This window comes from Zhongshania aquimaris (assembly GCF_019312595.1).
GTDB lineage: Bacteria > Pseudomonadota > Gammaproteobacteria > Pseudomonadales > Spongiibacteraceae > Spongiibacter > Spongiibacter aquimaris.
The window spans coordinates 680,110-697,040 of sequence record NZ_JAHWDQ010000001.1; the positions used below are offsets into that span (position 1 = coordinate 680,110).

A 16,931-nucleotide genomic window follows, 5' to 3' on the forward strand; every position below is an offset into this window, starting at 1 on the left:
ACTAATTAACCTGCCTTCCTGACGCGCAGATACCACTCAGACAACAAACGCACTTGCTTAGGCGTATAGCCTTTCTCCACCATTCGCGTAACAAAGTTTTCGTGCTTTTGCTTGTCTTCAGCCGAGGCTTTGGCATTAAACGAGATGACCGGCAACAGCTCTTCGGTGCTAGAGAACATTTTCTTCTCTATCACTTCGCGCAGTTTTTCGTAGCTGGTCCAGCTTGGGTTGCGCCCCTCATTCTGTGCCCGTGCCCGCAATACAAAATTAACAATTTCATTACGGAAATCTTTGGGGTTCGCAATCCCTGCAGGTTTCTCAATTTTTTCCAACTCGCCGTTCAAAGTACTGCGGTCAAAAATAGCACCGGTTTCAGGATCGCGATAATCCTCATCCTGTATCCAGTAATCCGCAAAGGTGACGTAGCGGTCAAAAATATTTTGACCGTACTCTGAGTAGGATTCCAGGTACGAGGTTTGTATTTCCTTGCCCACGTATTCGGCGTAGCGCACTGCCAGCCAACCTTTAATAAACTCAAGGTAAACGCGCTGAGTATCCTCGGGTAATTGTTCACGCAAAATGCGCTGTTCCAGCACATACATGAGATGCACAGGGTTGGCTGCAATTTCCGAGTTATCGTAGTTGAACACCGCCGACAAAACCTTAAAGGCAAAGCGTGTGGACATGCCGTTCATGCCCTCATCAATACCGGCGTAATCACGATACTCCTGAAAGGACTTAGCCGCGGGATCAGTATCTTTTAAGGATTCGCCATCATAGACCCGCATCTTTGAATAAATGCTGGAATTCTCCGGCTCGCGAAGCCGTGACAACACTGAAAATTGCGCCAGCATTTCCAAGGTCCCCGGCGCACACGGCGCACTGGCCAAAGAGCTGTGACGGAGTAGTTTCTGATAAATTTTGACCTCTTCAGAAACCTGCAAACAGTATGGCACTTTGACGATATAGACGCGGTCAAGGAATGCTTCGTTGTGTTTGTCGTTGCGAAAACTCTGCCACTCTGATTCGTTGGAGTGAGCCAAAATGATACCTTGGAAAGGGATGGCCGAAAAACCTTCCGTGCCTTTGTAGTTACCCTCTTGAGTCGCTGTTAACAAAGGGTGGAGCATTTTAATGGGCGCTTTGAACATCTCCACAAATTCGAGCAAGCCTTGGTTAGCCAAACACAGACCACCGGAGTAGGAATAGGCATCCGGGTCGTCTTGAGCAAAGGCTTCCAGCTTGCGAATATCTACCTTACCAACTAGGGTTGAGATGTCCTGGTTATTTTCATCACCGGGCTCAGTCTTAGTGACCGCCACTTGCTTTAACACCGACGGCTGAACTCTCACCACACGAAACTTGCTTAAATCACCTTCGTATTCTTCCAGACGCTTAATTGCCCATGGTGACGATAAGCCTGTGAGGTAGCGCTGAGGAATACCGTACTCTTCCTCCAACTGTTTACCGTCGCGAAGGGGATCAAATAGGCCCAGGGGCGACTCGTTAATAGGTGAGCCCTTTATGGCGTATATAGGCGCCGCTTCCATCAGCTTTTTTAAGCGCTCAGCGATAGACGATTTACCACCGCCCACTGGCCCGAGTAAATACAGAACCTGCTTACGCTCCTCCAAGCCCTGTGCTGCGTGTTTGAAGAAGGCGACGATCTGGGCGATGACATCTTCAAGCCCATAAAACTCTTCAAAAGCGGGATATCGAGGAATGAGGCGATTAGAAAATATGCGCGATAAGCGCGAGTCTTTGCGCGTGTCAATTAGCTCAGGCTCACCAATGGCGGCGAGCATACGCTCAGCGGGGGTTGCGTAAGCAAGGGGGTCTTGACGGCAAAGGTCAAGATAAGCCTCTAGGGACATTTCTTCGTCACGCCCCTTCAGGTATTGCTCACGAACATTATCAAGTATGCCCATCTTTGCAATCTCCTTCTGTGCTGTACTTTGACGCCGATCTATACCGTTTTGGGACTTAAATCAGAACGCCTTAAAAGTGTGCAAGCATCTTTACTCTACTCTGATACGTAACTGCCATCCAGCTGGTTTATCAATAATTAAGATAAAAATATTAAAAAATAATTTACGCTATCTAAACAAACGACTGCTTCGCATCATGGTAAAAATAATCCTGCGGATAAGAAAACTTAGCCATCTTGGATACTACCTATTCGCGCGCACGATGTGCGTATACCCGCCTAGCAAGCTCTGCCATTTACGCAGAAATACCTTGACCTCATACAGGGCGATAACGTGCCAAGCACAGCGCTATTTTCCCAATTACCACGCCAAGTTAAGGCACATCCAAGCTTCATTTAACAATCACTACTAACTCTCAATCTGCCCCAGGTTGGCGTGTAACACACTGCCATTTATCACCGGGTTTTGAGAGCAGAAATAAAGCGTCTCGACTATTTCGCTCGGATCAATCAAACGACCGTAACTCACCATTCCCGTTATCGCCGCCATCACCGCCGGATCATCACCAATATTGCCACGCAACATGGCGGTATCGGTAAAGCCGGGACAGATACACGCGGTGTGTATACCAAGCCCCACTAGGTCTTGGGTAGTCGCTCGCATCAGACCAACAACGCCATGTTTGCTGGCAATATAAGAGGCACACCCGCTAACGGCCTTTTCACTAAGTGTAGACCCCATATACAAAATGGCCGAACCCGGCTTCATTAACGGAATCAACAAATTATTCAACTGCTGCGGCGCCACCAAATTTACTTGCAGCACGTCGGCAAAATTTTCCGCCGATAAATTTTTCACCGTATCGCTGTCGTGACGCGCCGCATTGTGCAGCAGCACAACTTGGTCAGCGCCAGCTGCGACGGCCGTTATAGCGTCAATGCAATTATCCAGCCAATCGCGCTTTTGCATATCGACACAAAGCTGCGTCACCCCATCCAAGTCAATTGGCCGACGAGATAAATTAACAATTTGATAGCCTTCTGCCATAAAACGCTTAGCGCAAGCAAAGCCGATACCCTGGCTGCCGCCACTCAAAATTAAAACCTTAGTCATAAAATGAACTCACTACTGAAATTTACGCAATAGATGCCAAACGGGATACCGATCGTCCAGCCCCGTGTGTGATCGATGCACTATAGAATTTAGCGTAGGTAGAGAAATACTCGCATCACCGTGCCTAATCTCGGCTCCAGCTCGCGGATCCCCACTGCCCCGGACCTGATGACACCTTCATCACCAATTCGCGAATCTCGTTGCCCTCAATAAAGGGCGCGTCAGTGAGTAACAGCTCCAGTATATAGCGGGCAAATTCTTCTACCGTGGTATTGCGCACTGGCAACAGGAGGGTATCTGACTTTAAGAAGGGTATTTCTTCACCGTTAAACGCTGCAATATAAAAGTCGCCACTCTCAACAACTCGCATATAGGGCGATTCGGCAGGCAACAAGGTGTATTCATCCAGGCTCGCGCACAGTTTTCGCAAGCGTGATTTGATTTCGACATAGCTAAAACACATGCCGTTGTCACCAACATCCGCGGTAAGTAACAAACTGACTTTAAAATTATGGCCGTGCAGACGCTCGCGGTCCGTCGCCGAAAAAATGGTAAAATGGGCACCCGAGAACTTTAGATCTTCTTTGCAAATTTCAATGCTGGTGTAGGCTTTTACAGGCATTACACTCACTATTCCTTATACGGTCATTATTGTCGCTATCAAGTGACCGACTCACCGAATTACGTTGGCGACGGCCTAAGATATTTAGAGACCTCAGCATAACGTCACGAGCGAAGCCTTGCACCCCTTAGTTATTGGAATCCGCGATTGACGCCAGCACCTTCGCCAACAGCGCCGTCTCGTCTAAACCGCTGCCATCGACGGTAATATCCGCATAGCGGCGATAAAGAGGCAGGCGCTCGGCGTAAACACCCTGCAAATCTTGACCCACAGGACCGGCAATACCGCGCTCTGCAAAGTTCTGCACTCGCCGCACTATCTCACGCAGGGGAATATCAATAAAAACGCAGGGGCCAAATTGCCGCAAATGGGTCATTGCAGCTGAGCTATACACCGCACTGCCACCTGTAGCTACCACCTTGTTTGAGAAATCACTACTCTGCAGCACCTCAGCTTCTATACGACGCAGCCGCTGATAACCCTCTTCATCCAAGATTGCCTGCAAACTCCGGCCCTCGCGCTGTTCGATGAGACGATCAGTATCGACAAACGTCAAACCGCTTTGCAGAGCTAAGGCCTCGCCAATAGTGGATTTACCCGCACCGGGCATACCGATGAGTACAAGACTCGATGACACATTGTCAGACATACAAGGACTCATTCTTCATAATCGACTACCCGCGTTTTACAGTGCCACAAAAGCTCGGCAAGAAAAATACGGAATGGTATACCAAAAAAAGACGGTAGCCATCGAAACAGCTACCGCCAAAGGAGTTACTTGAAGGGAAAAGATAAGTCGATCAGAGAGCCGCCAGCCTCAGTGGTCAATTTCTAAGGCTGAAACATTTCCAATATTGAAGAGAAGTCGCGCTGGGCGTTGCCCTTAGACGAAAACGACGCATACAAGCTGCGCGCCAAAGCGCCCATAGGCACTGAGCTCTGGGTAACTAAGCTGTTTTCCATTGCCAAGCCAAGGTCTTTTAACATCAGCTGAACCATAAACCCGGGCTGATAATCGTTTGACGCGGGCGCCGTTGGCATCACATCTGGATACGGGTTGTAGTTCTCTAGCGACCAGTTTTTGCCAGAGCTATTCAACATGATCTCTGACAGCACCTTGGGATCCAGGCCGTTATTGGCACCCAGCTGCAAGGCTTCTGCCGTGCCAACCATATGCACTGCCAGTAGCATATTGTTACAAATCTTGGCGATTTGACCGGCACCGTGATCGCCTGCGTGGAAGATATTTTTACCCATACCCTCTAGCACCAGCTTACCGCGGGCAAAACCCTCGGCGCTACCGCCACACATAAAGGCCAGAGTGCCGGCTTGCGCTGCTTTTACGCCGCCAGACACGGGCGCATCGATCATTTGCAAACCACGCGCAGCAGCGGCCTCACCAACGCGGCGAGCAGTATCTGCATCAATGGTGCTGCAATCCATAAACAAAGTGCCGTCGGCGGCTTTGGCAACAAGACCTTCATCGCCAAGATATAAGCCCGCAACGTGCTTACCGGCCGGCAGCATAGTGATAACGGTATCGGCACCTGCTAAAGCCTCAAGCGCAGTGGCGGCTTTACTTGCGCCCTGGGCCACAACAGCATCCATAGCCGCCGCCACCAAATCAAATACCGTCACGTCGTGACCGGCTTTGACCAAATTGGCAGCCATTGGACCGCCCATATTACCCAAACCAATAAACGCTACCTTAGCCATAATACTCACCTGTTTATTAGACTGCGGATGCCCACATGAGCGCCCGGTCGATGTAAAAAATGAGACGACCGAAACCGCCTCAAAACTTGTTTACCATCGCCTCTGCCGATACCGCGAAGCGCTTTCCTCTAAAGGTCGTGCAGCGGGTTTTCTGACCAAGGTGCGGTAAAGTGATGCTCAATCAAAGCCTGTGGCACCTCAGCGGGTGAGGCATGCTGCCAAACTGGATTTTTATCTTTGTCGATCAACAAGGCCCTCACGCCTTCAGCAAACTCGGGCTGACGAATAATCGTTGTCGACAACAGGGCCTCGGCCTGGAAAGCCGCCTTAAGACTCAAGCCCTTACAGCGCTGTATCTGCTCGGCAATCAAGCGCGCACTCAGTGGTGAACCCGAGGCCAGGGTTGCAGCAGCCTTTTGAATCCAGGGATTTTCAGACTGCGCGGCAATAATGTTATTGATTACCGTCACGTCATCATCGGCAGTGCATAACGCTTCGATTTCTGTCGCCGCAGCTTCAACGTTACCCGCCGGCAGCGCCGCTTTTGAGCGCGCTACAAAGCCTGCCATCAAATCGAATACCCGCTCGTGGTTATCCGCAACACCGGTAGACCACGCGGTATCCGCTAGCGCATTCAGTACTTCTCCTGCGTACTGATGCTCAATAAAGCCTTCCGCTAAACCAAGGTAACGCGCATCGGCGGCGTTGAACGACGCCCCCGTTAATGCGAGGAACAAACCGCTGTGTCCCGGCATCCGATTTAGGAAATAACTACCGCCAACATCGGGGTATAAACCAATGGTAATTTCGGGCATTGCAAGGCGAGTGCGCTCAGTAACGACGCGATAACTACCCGCCGCAAACACGCCCATACCACCGCCCATCACAATGCCGTGCCCCCAAACAATGACCGGCTTGTCAAACTGATGCAGCAGATAGTCAACGCGGTATTCTTGCTCAAAGAATGCCTCGGCGTATTCACAGGGGCCGCCCGGCTGATCGATGGAGGACTTGTATAAGGCCTGCACATCACCGCCGGCACACAGCGCCTTCTCACCTGCACCGTGAATGAATACGCAGGCGATATCACTGCGCTCGCGCCATTCCCGGAGTTTGACCAGCATTAACTCGACCATATTCAAGGTCAGCGAGTTAAGTGTCTTCTCGACGTTCAGGGTAATCACCCCAACCGCCGGACCACTCGCGCTGCGACGCTCTGCAAATAAAACTTCTTCTACATAACCAGTCATTACGCGTTCTTCCAGTCTGGACTGCGTTTTTCTAAGAAAGCGTTTACACCTTCTTTTTGATCTAGGGTGTCGAATAGCTGAATGAAACGCTCGCGCTCCAGCAGCAAACCTTGTGGCATGACCGCTTCGCGAGGTTTGTGGATCAGCTCTTTACAGAAGGTCACAGACACTGGGCTCTGCTGGGCAACCTGCGCAGCCAAGGCCAAGGCAGCTTCCTTAGCCTTGCCTGATTCAACCACTTCTTCAACCAGACCTAAGCTCAACGCCTTATCGGCTTTAATGCGTTCGCCACATAAAATAATGCGCTTCGCCCAGCCAGGGCCAACCAACGCGGTCAAACGCTGGGTGCCACCAGCGCAGGGCAGCAAGCCCACCTTCGCTTCAGGCAACGCCATTTGCGCGTGAGTTTCCGCAATACGAATATCACAGGCCAGTGCACACTCGAGACCGCCACCCATGGCAAAGCCATTGATCGCTGCAATCGACACACCACGGAAATCTGCCAAGGCTTCAAATGCCTGACCAAATTTCAAGCCAATATCCTGTGCAACTGCTTTATCGCCACTGGCGAACATTTTTAAATCTGCACCAGCCGAAAAGAACTTTTCGCCCGCGCCGGTAATTACCAAGCTGTAAATATTTTTGTCGGCGTTTAAATTGGCGATTAACTCGCGCATGCCACATAAAGACTCAGAGTCCCAGGTATTCGCACCGGGGTTGTCGATAGTAATCAAAGCTGTGTGGTCAATGATCTCTACTTTTAGTTTTTCTGTCGGGCTGTAGTTGCTCACTTAATCACCTCCAAGGCGCCATCCATCAATAAACGTCGGCCAATAATGACCCGCATAATTTCATTCGTCCCTTCCAGAATTTGATGCACGCGACTGTCGCGAACATGTCGTTCCAAGGGGTATTCTTTAATGTAACCATAGCCACCGTGCAGCTGCAGGGCGTCGTTACAAATAGTAAAACAGACATCGGTCGCGAAGCGCTTTGCCATGGCGCAGTAAACACTGGCCTCCGGATCGCGGCTGTCCAATTTGAACGCCGCCAAACGCACCATTTGTCGCGCCGCGACTAAGTCAGTGGTCATATCGGCGAGCTTAAACTGGGTGTTTTGGAAATCGGCAATCGCCTGACCAAATTGTTTACGCTCTTTCACATACGCAATGGTTGCTTCAATTGCTGCTTGGGCCGTACCGATTGAGCAGGTCGCGATATTGATGCGACCGCCGTCCAAGCCCTTCATGGCAATCTTAAAACCTTCCCCTGCACTGCCTAACATATTGGCAGCGGGAACCACCACGTCTTCAAAACTTACGGTGCGGGTAGGCTGACTATTCCAACCCATTTTCTCTTCTTTCTTACCGTAGCTAACACCAGGGGCATCGGCGGGAATGGCAAATGCACTAATACCTTTAGGGCCGTCGCCACCGGTGCGCAACATCGCCACCAGCAGATCCGTGGAGCCGGCGCCAGAAATAAACATTTTGCTGCCGTTAACAATATAGTTGTCGCCATCGGCGCGCGCCGAGCTGCGCAAATTGCCCGCATCAGAACCGGCACTGGGCTCAGTCAAGCAGTAAGAAGCGAGTTTTTCGCCCATTACCAGGTCGCCACACCACTCTTCGATTAAGGCCGGCTTACCGTAGGTGCCCACCATGCTGGTGGCCATATTGTGAATGGTCAAAAACGCAGCGGTAGAGGTACAACCCCGCGCTAACTCTTCAACAATCACGCTGGTATCCAAGCGGCTCATGCCTAAGCCACCCGCATCCTCTGGTGTGTACATCCCCATAAAGCCCAGCTCGCCAGCTTGCTTTAAAGCGTCTTTTGGAAAAATATGTTCTGCATCCCACTGGGCTGCATTTGGCTTAAACACGCCGTCGGCAAATGACCGCGCACTTTCGGCGAACGCTTTTTGGTCGTCGGAAAGGTTAAAGTCCATGTTATTCTCTTTTATTTACGCAGAAACAATGCAAAACGCCGCAATTGCTGCGGCGTTTACACGCGACGTCTTACTTGAACTTGTCCATTACTTTGCCAAACAGCACGTCGTCAGACGGGATCTCTTTGGTGACAGCCAGTGGTTTAGACACCCACGTTTCGTTGATCAGGTCGCGCCAGGTAATATTGTTGTTGGTGCTGTTGCCACCCCACGAGCCACAGCCCAAGGAGAAGGTTTGGCGCATCCCATTCCACAAATTACCGCTGTTAGACGGCGCTTGCGGTTGGTTAACCATAACCCGTGAAGTTTTGGTCGCGTTGGCAAACTTCATGATGTTGTCATCGCTGTACGAGTAAATACCGCAAGAGTGTCCCTGACCTTGGTAAGCCTGAATCGCATTGGTCATGGCAATAGCGCCATCAATGTCTTTCACTGTGTAAAAAGCCATTACCACTGACATTTTCTCGCCAGAGAAAGGGTGCTCTGGACCAGTGCCTGTTTCGGGTACGATAAAGAAGGTTTTGCCTTCTGGCAGATCGATACCTGACATATCAGCCAATACCGTTGCAGGCTGGGCCACGATACGAGCGGCGATGTGGCCGTCTTCCCAGATAATACTTTGCAACTTCGCCTTTTCTTCAGCGTTACAAATATAGCCGCCCTGCGCTTGCAGCTTTTCAAGCAGGGCTTCTACGTTTGATTCAAAGGCGATAACCGCGTTATCAGAAGAGCACGATGCCGCCAAATCCAAGGTCTTGGAAATACGGATTTTTTCAGCTGCTTCGTCCAGATCAGCAGTGTCGTCAACGGTGATAACTGCGTTACCGGCGCCCACACCCAGTGCTGGGGTGCCGCTTGAGTAGGCTGATTTAACCATTGGCGCGCCACCGGTAGCCAAAATACGATCACACTGCTTCATCAGCTCAGCGGTGCCTTCCATTGACGGGCTATCCATAGAGATAACCAAGTCCTCAGGGGCGCCACAGGCCTTGAGTGCTTCGCGCATCAAATCGCAGATCATTTTGTTGGTCAGCTTAGAGCGTGGGTGCGGCGCAACAATAATCGAGTTGCGGCCTTTAACCGCAGAAATAGCCTTGATAACCGGCGTTGCCTCTGGATTGGTGCATGGCGTCAAGGCGCCGATAACACCCACAGGCTTGGCGATTTTAACGATATTGCGCTCTTTGTCTTCTTCCAGAATACCGACCGACTTGTCGTTGATAATATCGAATAATGCCGCGCGGGTTTTCTTGAAGATCTTAAGAAACTTGCCGTCGTAATTGCCCAGCTGGGTTTCTTCCACAGTGAACTGAGCGATTTTCTCTGCCACGTCCTGACGAGCAACCGACCACACCATTGCCGTGATTAATTCGTCAACCTGTTCTTGGGTATAATTCGCGATCTGAGCCTGCGCTTTGCGTGAGCGCTCGACGAGCGAGGCGACGAATTTCGCTTCTTCAGTAGTAGCTACGGCGGTTTCGGCGGCCATGGTATTTCTCCGGGTTATTTTTGTGGCTAACAATAGCGCACCCGAACTCTCGTCGCATGCGCACAAACAGGGCACCTATATAAACACATCCCCACAGACGGTAGGATTGACTATATTGCCGACTTGATGGACTATATTGCGCATACACTTAAACGCATTACCCACCCAAAAAAATACATTAAATCAATAATTATCAACAACTTAAAATGAATATAACCTCGGACTGGCCGCTTCCCCCACTGGGAATTCGCTTTCTCACACCGCAATTTGTGCAAACTCAACTCGCTGGCCACCCGCTTACCGAAGGGCTATTTCCCGTTGCCATGGGCTATTACCCCGCCGCATTTGGCCACCGCATGCAGCGCCAACAGCAGGACAGCTATTTGCTTATCTACTGCATCGATGGCAAAGGCACCTTAATGTGCGATGACAAACGCTATCGTATTAATAGCGGCGATATTATTCTGCTCCCCCCCAACCACCCCCACGCCTATAAAGCAGACACCAAGGATCCGTGGACAATTTACTGGCTACATTTTAACGGCCGCCTCGCCGACCATTTCTATCAACATATTCAGATGAGCACACCGTCGTTCAATATCGGCGTTCAACCGCGTGTCGTGAGAATATTCGACGGCCTATCCGAGTTGCGACGGAGCGGCTACCAGCTAGCCGAATACATTCAAGGTGGGCATCAATTGCAAGCACTGCTGAGCTATGTCGCCCTGCTGGTGCGTCAACAACGCCCCCAAAGTGGTAAGACACTAAACTGGGAAAGGCTGCGCGCCACCATGCAGGAGCACATTCACGGTCAGCTCAACCTCGACGAGCTGGCGGCAAGTGCAAAACTATCGAAATACCACTTCAGTAAGAAATTTAAAGCGCATACCGGTCAGTCGCCGATACAGTATTTTATTAACATGAAAATTCAGCGAGCCTGCTATTTGCTGGATAGTACCGGTCAATCCGTAAAGCAAGTTGCATCTGCGGTTGGCTACGACGACGCTTATTACTTCTCTCGCCTATTTAAAAAAGCCATTGGTTTAGCACCCCACGACTATCGCCACCATCGCCGGTGATCGGCGACATTGCCGTGATCCCAAAGCTAGAATTTGTTATCCTTGACGGCCGAAAATTTCCACCTGTTGTCAGCAACCAAGAGAAAACCCATGAGCACAACACTCTACGGCATCAAAAACTGCGACACCGTGCGCGCGGCCAGACGCTGGCTAGAATCACATGATGTTGATTTTCACTTCCACGATGTCCGCGATACACCACTCGATAGCAAACAGCTTATGGGTTGGCTAGACAATCTCGGCCTGGATGCCTTGGTCAATAAACGCAGTACCACATGGAAGCAGCTGTCAGAAACGCAGCGCAATTCACTAAGCAAAGAGACTGCGGTTGACTTACTTATTGAACATCCGACGCTAATGAAGCGCCCCCTATTGGATACCGGCAGCGCGCTACATCTCGGTTTTAAAGCCGCGGACTATCAATCGCTGTTCACTCACCACACGCTTTAAATCATCATCCCTTTTTTATCACCAAATAGAGACGCAACAATGACTCAAGCAACTTTCGCATTTGGCCTCGGCCTCGGCACTCAAAATAGCAAAGGCGACTGGCTAGATACGTTTTACCCAAGCCCACTGTTAAATCCAAAAGCTGATCTGGTCAGCGCGGTTCAGTCGATCATTACGTCACTGCAAGGCAATACCGCCGTTGCCGTCACCAGTGCGCAAATGGCTCAGATTACGGATGTCATTGCAGCCTCCGACAACGCAGTACAAGCCGCAATCGCCGCGCAACTCGCCACTGGCAATCAACCCTTAGTAGTCACTTTACTCAGCAGCGATGACGCGCCAAGCTCGGTCCCCGAAGCTTATTTGAAGCTGCACTTATTGTCTCACCGTCTAGTTAAACCTCACAGCATTAACCTGACAGGTTTATTCGGTGTTCTGCCGAACGTAGCCTGGACCAACCAGGGGGCAGTCGACATCAGTGAACTGCAACAGCGCCAGCTACAAGCTCGTCTGAATGGCGAGATGCTAGAAGTCATGTCAGTGGACAAATTCCCCAAGATGACCAATTACGTCGTGCCTACGGGTGTGCGTATTGCGCATACGGCGCGGGTTCGTCTGGGTGCCTATTTGGGCGAAGGCACCACCATCATGCACGAGGGTTTTGTTAACTTTAACGCGGGCACTGAAGGCCCAGGCATGATAGAAGGCCGTATTTCTGCTGGGGTTATGGTTGGTTCAGGGTCTGACTTGGGCGGCGGCTGCTCCACAATGGGCACCCTGTCCGGCGGGAATAACGTCATTATATCCGTCGGTAAAGAATGCCTGATTGGCGCCAACGCCGGTGTCGGCATTCCACTGGGCGATCGCTGCACCATCGAGGCCGGTCTGTATATCACCGCCGGCTCAGTGCTCACTATGATTGATGCCAATGGCGCGGTAGCGGGAACAAGCAAAGCACGCGACTTGTCCGGCCAGTCTGACTTACTGTTCCGCCGCAACTCTAAAAACGGCGCGATTGAGGTGTTAACAAATAAATCTGCCATCGCCCTAAACGAGATGTTGCACGCCCACAATTAAGTTATTTTCTTGCTTCTACGCCCCGCGCTCGCGGGGCGTGTATTTTCCGCTGGTGAACTCTCCGCCGCTAAACTACTCTACTAAAAGAAATCATTTACATAGCTATCAATTATTCAGGAGAGTGATATGGAGCTTCACATTACTGGCGTCTTGGGGTTTATTATTTTTATCGCCGATATATGGGCGATCTTAAACATTGTGCAAAGCCGAGAAACCTCCTCCAGCAAGTTGCTATGGATCGTACTTATTCTGTTACTGCCATTTTTAGGCCTCGTCATATGGTGGTTTGCCGGACCACGAGAGCGCAGCTAATAAACTCAGGGTATAGAATAACTTCGTCACTAAACCGAAATCCGTTTGCCAAACATGCTTGCTTGCGATGTCGCGAAAAAGCCAATGCCGCCGCCAAGCCGTAACGGTTAACTGATACTCCTCACACGTCACCTTAAGCAATAGCGAGTACTCGAATATCGACGACCACAATAAAACTATGGATACAAAACTGAATAACAAATCTGATTGGGCAATCAAGATCCTCGCTATTCTTGCGATTCTTTACACCCTGCAAGTAGCCAGAGATGTCATGTTGCCAATCACCCTGGCACTGATTTTTGCCTTACTACTCGCGCCCGCAGTTAGCCGCCTACAAGGGATTGGCGTTCCGCGCAGCATCGGCGCAACCATCATCATGGCAATTGGCTTGAGCGCGATTGGCGGCGGTGTTTACGCTTTAGCCTCACCGGCCAGCGACTGGCTGCAACGTGTACCGGAAGCGGTTGACGTGTTGCGCGACCAGCTCAATGACGTGAACACCGACAAGGGCAGCGTCGATGCGGCTAGCCGCAGCATTGACTCCCTCGCCAATGAATTCAGTAGTAATGCCAGCGATCCGCAAATAACCCAAGTTGTGATTGCCGACGCCGGCTGGCGTACTGAGCTTGGGGAGATTGCAAAGAACTTCGGGGTTTACGGCACACTCAGTATTATTCTCCTGTTCTTCTTACTAACATCTGGGGAAGCGCTGATGAAACGCTTTATTCACAGCCTTCCAACCCAGAGAGACAAAGCCGTGGTAACACGGATAGCAGAGCTCGCTCAGACCCAAATGTCGCGTTATTTAATGACAATTACCGCCGTCAATATCGCCGTTGGCGCTATCACCGCACTGGGGCTTTGGCTGGCAGGGTTCCCCGACCCGGCGCTTTGGGGCGCAGTCGCAAGTCTATTGCGCTATATCCCCTACTTAGGAGTGAGTATTACGCTCGCTCTATTCACTATTGTCAGCGCCGTTAGTTACAGTAATCCCGCGGCCATTCTCGCCGCGCCGCTGTCATACGGTTTATTCACGGCTTTCACCGGTCAATTTATTGACCCCTTTGTCCACGGCTTGCGATTCAGCCTAAACCCGATCGTCGTTTTTTTGTGGATATTCTTCTGGGGGTGGTTATGGGGCGCCCCCGGTGTACTGCTCGCCGTGCCCTTACTCACCCTATTCCAGGTGGTTTGTCAGCACACCGAACGCCTACTACCAGTAGCCCATATCATTGGAGATACAAATGAGTGATTCATTGGACGATTATCGCAAGTCGCTGTGGCCAATGCCGCAACACCGCAATACTGCCGACGGCAAAATACGGCGCTTGGGCGTGGAAATCGAATTTACCGGCATGGAAATAAATGACATTGTCGACACGATTATTTCGCTCTATGGCGGTAAGGCGGAAGCCGTATCAGACTACGAAATCAACGTCGTGGAGTCATCACTCGGCAAGTTTGGCGTTGAACTCGACTTTTCATACATCAAACGCATCAGCCGCGAGCGTCACGAATCGGCAGATAATAACGACTTAGAAGAACTCGCCGAGGCCATTGTGGGTGCCATTGCCAAGCAGCTTGTGCCATTTGAAGTAGTCGCGCCCCCAATTGCGATGAATGAACTTTGGCAGCTTGAAACCCTGTTTCAAAAACTGCGCGACTCAGACGCTCAGGGCACCCACGCTTCAGCAAAGAATGCCTTTGGCCTACAGCTCAACCCTGAGATGCCCGACTGCAGTGCAGAGACCATTAGAGATTATCTCCGTGCCTTCTTGTGTCTCTACGACTGGCTAAAAATGCGCTGCGATGTCGATTTCAGTCGCCGCCTAACCTCGTACGTAGACCCCTTCGGCAAAGACTACGTGAGACTATTGCTGCGTAGCGACTACGAACCCGATATCAATCAGTTGATCGATGACTATCTTGAATACAACCCAACACGCAATCGGGCTTTAGACATGCTGCCCCTGTTCTCGCATATTGACGACGAAAGACTGCGGCGCACTGTTAAGGATGACCGGGTAAAAGCCCGCCCAACACTGCACTACCGACTGCCCAATAGTCTTATCGACGATCCGCAGTGGGGACTGATCCACCCCTACCGCGACTGGCTGCAAGTAGACAACCTAGCTATGGATAAACGCCGTCTGGATATGGTCTGCCGAGGCTACCGAAAATACCTCGACAACCCGACAGCGAATTTATTTACCAATTGGGCAAGCAGCGTCAGCCGCTGGTTAATTCCGGAATTACTGTGAATAAACCGCTGATTGGTGTAACCGGAGACGATACCCACCTACCCCTAGCGTGGTGGTTTATTCGCTGGGCGCTGTGGCGCTGCGGCGCTGTGGCTTATCGCTTAACACCGCAGCGCTGCGCCATTCCCGAGGCGCTTGACGGCATCATTATCAGTGGCGGTGATGATATCGACCAGCAATTGTATATGCCAGACGCACCGGACATTGCGCCAATCAATCGCGAGCGCGACCGCTTTGAAATGATGGCGCTAGAACGCAGCTTGGCTCAAGACCTCCCCATTTTGGGGATATGCCGCGGCGCGCAACTTTTTAATATCGTGCTGGGTGGCACGCTGTATACCGACCTGCGCGAACACCGTCGCCTGACGTCGAACAAGCGCATGTTAATTCCACGGAAAACCTTGAACGTCGACCCCAACAGCTCGCTATTTAAAATACTTGGCAGTGACCACTGCCACATCAACAGCCTTCATCATCAAGCCATTCACAAACTCGGGGATGGCTTGCAGGTCGCGGGACGCGACGCCGACAATATTATTCAGGCGGTAGAATCAACGACTCATCGCTGTCACATCGGTGTGCAGTGGCACCCAGAATACCTGCCATTCCAAGCCCGACAACTGCATATTTTTAAACACCTGGTAGCAAGCGTAAATACATGATCAGCCAATACCTACTGATGTTTATTACCGCCTTTGGCGCGGCCACGCTACTGCCATTTTATTCCGAAATTCTATTGGTGGCGCAGCTCAATGCGGGACTCAGCCCTGCTTGGCTATGGGTGGCGGCCACCTTGGGCAATACCCTAGGTGCCGGTATTAATTGGTGGATGGGCATGAAGCTCAGCCATTACTCGGATCGCAAATGGTTTCCAGCGCGGAAATCAGATCTTATCCGCGCCCAGAATTGGTTTACCCGCTACGGCAAGTGGACACTACTGATGTCATGGATGCCTATCGGCGGCGACGCCCTTACGGTGGTCGGCGGTATTATGCGAATATCCGCTGTTCCATTTTTTATTCTGGTGGGGATAGGCAAAGGACTGCGCTACGCGCTGGTTATTGGCGGCGTAAATGCCCTGTAAACTCTTTGCTCAAATCTGCGTACAATAGCGCTCCCAGCTCATATGCGAATTTGACAATGGCATTAAACGCGACGCTTTTTAAAACCACCTTAGACATCAGTGACCTTCGTCGTCATTACTACCAGCGCCATCAATTTACCGTTGCTCGCCATCCATCAGAAACCGGCGAGCGGATGATGCTGAGAATCCTCGCTTTCGCTTTATACGCCGACGAGCATCTGGAGTTTACCAAGGGTTTAAGCACCGACGACGAACCCGATTTATGGCAAAAATCCCTCACCGGCGAAATCGACTTATGGATTGAAATGGGGCTGCCCAGTGAAAAGCGCGTACGCAAAGCCCGTGCTATTGCAAAGCAAGTCATCATTTTTATTTACGGCGGCCGCACCGCGCAAATGTGGTGGGATGAAAACCGCAGTAAAGTCCTGCAACACAGCAATGTCAAAATCATTGAGATCAGCGCCGAAGACTCTGGTGCTTTAAGAGATATAGCTCAGCGTACCATGCGCCTGCAATGCACCATTGACGAAGATTCGGTGTGGTTTTCCGATGACGCAAATAACATTGAAATACGTTTAATAGAGCACTGCTAGTACTCCTTC

Annotated in this window: 18 protein-coding genes; 9 read left to right on the top strand and 9 right to left on the bottom strand. The window is 50.9% G+C overall.

Annotated elements, in window-relative coordinates; translation table 11 throughout:
* Positions 1 to 5: 5 nt before the first annotated feature.
* From KXJ70_RS03185 to KXJ70_RS03225, 9 genes are all read right to left on the bottom strand, one after another.
* The gene (locus tag KXJ70_RS03185; RefSeq protein WP_219041998.1) at positions 6 to 1,928 is read right to left on the bottom strand and encodes a PrkA family serine protein kinase; all 1,923 of its coding nucleotides are present in this window, start codon (positions 1,926 to 1,928) and stop codon (positions 6 to 8) included.
* Positions 1,929 to 2,336: 408 nt separating this feature from the next.
* Entirely contained in the window at positions 2,337 to 3,041 is a 705-nt protein-coding gene (locus KXJ70_RS03190) for an SDR family NAD(P)-dependent oxidoreductase (protein ID WP_219041999.1), read from the bottom strand.
* 124 nt (positions 3,042 to 3,165) lie between these two features.
* Entirely contained in the window at positions 3,166 to 3,663 is a 498-nt protein-coding gene (locus tag KXJ70_RS03195; protein ID WP_219042000.1) for a 6-pyruvoyl trahydropterin synthase family protein, read from the bottom strand.
* A 127-nt stretch (positions 3,664 to 3,790) separates the two neighbouring features.
* Positions 3,791 to 4,312, bottom strand: coding sequence for a shikimate kinase (locus KXJ70_RS03200; protein ID WP_219042001.1), 522 nt, complete (start codon positions 4,310 to 4,312; stop codon positions 3,791 to 3,793).
* Positions 4,313 to 4,494: 182 nt separating this feature from the next.
* Complete coding sequence (gene mmsB / locus KXJ70_RS03205; protein WP_219042002.1) at positions 4,495 to 5,379, bottom strand: 3-hydroxyisobutyrate dehydrogenase; 885 nt, start codon at positions 5,377 to 5,379, stop codon at positions 4,495 to 4,497.
* A 128-nt stretch (positions 5,380 to 5,507) separates the two neighbouring features.
* Positions 5,508 to 6,629, bottom strand: a complete 1,122-nt coding sequence (locus KXJ70_RS03210) for an enoyl-CoA hydratase/isomerase family protein (protein WP_219042003.1) — start codon at positions 6,627 to 6,629, stop codon at positions 5,508 to 5,510.
* Positions 6,629 to 7,420, bottom strand: a complete 792-nt coding sequence (locus KXJ70_RS03215; RefSeq protein ID WP_219042004.1) for an enoyl-CoA hydratase — start codon at positions 7,418 to 7,420, stop codon at positions 6,629 to 6,631. The genes KXJ70_RS03210 and KXJ70_RS03215 overlap by 1 nt, the downstream gene beginning before the upstream one ends.
* Positions 7,417 to 8,577, bottom strand: a complete 1,161-nt coding sequence (locus KXJ70_RS03220) for an acyl-CoA dehydrogenase family protein (RefSeq protein ID WP_219042005.1) — start codon at positions 8,575 to 8,577, stop codon at positions 7,417 to 7,419. The genes KXJ70_RS03215 and KXJ70_RS03220 overlap by 4 nt, the downstream gene beginning before the upstream one ends.
* A gap of 70 nt (positions 8,578 to 8,647) precedes the next feature.
* Positions 8,648 to 10,066, bottom strand: coding sequence for an aldehyde dehydrogenase family protein (locus KXJ70_RS03225; protein ID WP_219042006.1), 1,419 nt, complete (start codon positions 10,064 to 10,066; stop codon positions 8,648 to 8,650).
* Between the two features lie 206 nt (positions 10,067 to 10,272).
* Here KXJ70_RS03225 and KXJ70_RS03230 point away from each other — a divergent pair, with 206 nt between their 5' ends.
* The 9 genes from KXJ70_RS03230 to KXJ70_RS03270 all read left to right on the top strand — a co-directional run bounded on the left by KXJ70_RS03230 (position 10,273) and on the right by KXJ70_RS03270 (position 16,922).
* The gene (locus KXJ70_RS03230; protein ID WP_219042007.1) at positions 10,273 to 11,145 is read left to right on the top strand and encodes an AraC family transcriptional regulator; all 873 of its coding nucleotides are present in this window, start codon (positions 10,273 to 10,275) and stop codon (positions 11,143 to 11,145) included.
* Between the two features lie 90 nt (positions 11,146 to 11,235).
* Entirely contained in the window at positions 11,236 to 11,595 is a 360-nt protein-coding gene (locus tag KXJ70_RS03235) for an ArsC family reductase (RefSeq protein ID WP_219042008.1), read from the top strand.
* 39 nt (positions 11,596 to 11,634) lie between these two features.
* On the top strand, positions 11,635 to 12,672 hold the full coding sequence (gene dapD / locus KXJ70_RS03240) for a 2,3,4,5-tetrahydropyridine-2,6-dicarboxylate N-succinyltransferase (protein ID WP_219042009.1): 1,038 nt from the start codon (positions 11,635 to 11,637) through the stop codon (positions 12,670 to 12,672).
* Between the two features lie 126 nt (positions 12,673 to 12,798).
* Positions 12,799 to 12,984, top strand: a complete 186-nt coding sequence (locus tag KXJ70_RS03245) for a PLDc N-terminal domain-containing protein (RefSeq protein ID WP_219042010.1) — start codon at positions 12,799 to 12,801, stop codon at positions 12,982 to 12,984.
* Between the two features lie 178 nt (positions 12,985 to 13,162).
* Positions 13,163 to 14,236 (top strand): AI-2E family transporter, encoded by a 1,074-nt coding sequence (locus KXJ70_RS03250; protein WP_219042011.1) that lies wholly within the window; start codon positions 13,163 to 13,165, stop codon positions 14,234 to 14,236.
* A complete protein-coding gene (locus KXJ70_RS03255; protein ID WP_219042012.1) occupies positions 14,229 to 15,245 on the top strand; it encodes an amidoligase family protein in 1,017 nt (338 codons plus the stop codon). The genes KXJ70_RS03250 and KXJ70_RS03255 overlap by 8 nt, the downstream gene beginning before the upstream one ends.
* Positions 15,242 to 15,907, top strand: coding sequence for a gamma-glutamyl-gamma-aminobutyrate hydrolase family protein (locus KXJ70_RS03260; protein WP_219042013.1), 666 nt, complete (start codon positions 15,242 to 15,244; stop codon positions 15,905 to 15,907). The genes KXJ70_RS03255 and KXJ70_RS03260 overlap by 4 nt, the downstream gene beginning before the upstream one ends.
* Positions 15,904 to 16,329: a YqaA family protein gene (locus tag KXJ70_RS03265; protein WP_219042014.1), complete on the top strand. Its 426-nt coding sequence runs from the start codon at positions 15,904 to 15,906 to the stop codon at positions 16,327 to 16,329. The genes KXJ70_RS03260 and KXJ70_RS03265 overlap by 4 nt, the downstream gene beginning before the upstream one ends.
* Before the next feature lie 56 nt (positions 16,330 to 16,385).
* Positions 16,386 to 16,922, top strand: a complete 537-nt coding sequence (locus KXJ70_RS03270) for a YaeQ family protein (RefSeq protein ID WP_219042015.1) — start codon at positions 16,386 to 16,388, stop codon at positions 16,920 to 16,922.
* The last annotated feature ends 9 nt before the right edge of the window (positions 16,923 to 16,931 follow it).

What these genes read in the sequence shown, in the direction of transcription:
- KXJ70_RS03185 (WP_219041998.1), bottom strand. Translation starts at nt 1,928, where the DNA reads ATGGGCATACTTGATAATGTTCGTGAGCAATACCTGAAGGGGCGTGAC.
- KXJ70_RS03190 (WP_219041999.1), bottom strand. Translation starts at nt 3,041, where the DNA reads ATGACTAAGGTTTTAATTTTGAGTGGCGGCAGCCAGGGTATCGGCTTT.
- KXJ70_RS03195 (WP_219042000.1), bottom strand. Translation starts at nt 3,663, where the DNA reads ATGCCTGTAAAAGCCTACACCAGCATTGAAATTTGCAAAGAAGATCTA.
- KXJ70_RS03200 (WP_219042001.1), bottom strand. Translation starts at nt 4,312, where the DNA reads ATGTCTGACAATGTGTCATCGAGTCTTGTACTCATCGGTATGCCCGGT.
- mmsB (WP_219042002.1), bottom strand. Translation starts at nt 5,379, where the DNA reads ATGGCTAAGGTAGCGTTTATTGGTTTGGGTAATATGGGCGGTCCAATG.
- KXJ70_RS03210 (WP_219042003.1), bottom strand. Translation starts at nt 6,629, where the DNA reads ATGACTGGTTATGTAGAAGAAGTTTTATTTGCAGAGCGTCGCAGCGCG.
- KXJ70_RS03220 (WP_219042005.1), bottom strand. Translation starts at nt 8,577, where the DNA reads ATGGACTTTAACCTTTCCGACGACCAAAAAGCGTTCGCCGAAAGTGCG.
- KXJ70_RS03225 (WP_219042006.1), bottom strand. Translation starts at nt 10,066, where the DNA reads ATGGCCGCCGAAACCGCCGTAGCTACTACTGAAGAAGCGAAATTCGTC.
- KXJ70_RS03230 (WP_219042007.1), top strand. Translation starts at nt 10,273, where the DNA reads ATGAATATAACCTCGGACTGGCCGCTTCCCCCACTGGGAATTCGCTTT.
- KXJ70_RS03235 (WP_219042008.1), top strand. Translation starts at nt 11,236, where the DNA reads ATGAGCACAACACTCTACGGCATCAAAAACTGCGACACCGTGCGCGCG.
- dapD (WP_219042009.1), top strand. Translation starts at nt 11,635, where the DNA reads ATGACTCAAGCAACTTTCGCATTTGGCCTCGGCCTCGGCACTCAAAAT.
- KXJ70_RS03245 (WP_219042010.1), top strand. Translation starts at nt 12,799, where the DNA reads ATGGAGCTTCACATTACTGGCGTCTTGGGGTTTATTATTTTTATCGCC.
- KXJ70_RS03250 (WP_219042011.1), top strand. Translation starts at nt 13,163, where the DNA reads ATGGATACAAAACTGAATAACAAATCTGATTGGGCAATCAAGATCCTC.
- KXJ70_RS03255 (WP_219042012.1), top strand. Translation starts at nt 14,229, where the DNA reads ATGAGTGATTCATTGGACGATTATCGCAAGTCGCTGTGGCCAATGCCG.
- KXJ70_RS03265 (WP_219042014.1), top strand. Translation starts at nt 15,904, where the DNA reads ATGATCAGCCAATACCTACTGATGTTTATTACCGCCTTTGGCGCGGCC.
- KXJ70_RS03270 (WP_219042015.1), top strand. Translation starts at nt 16,386, where the DNA reads ATGGCATTAAACGCGACGCTTTTTAAAACCACCTTAGACATCAGTGAC.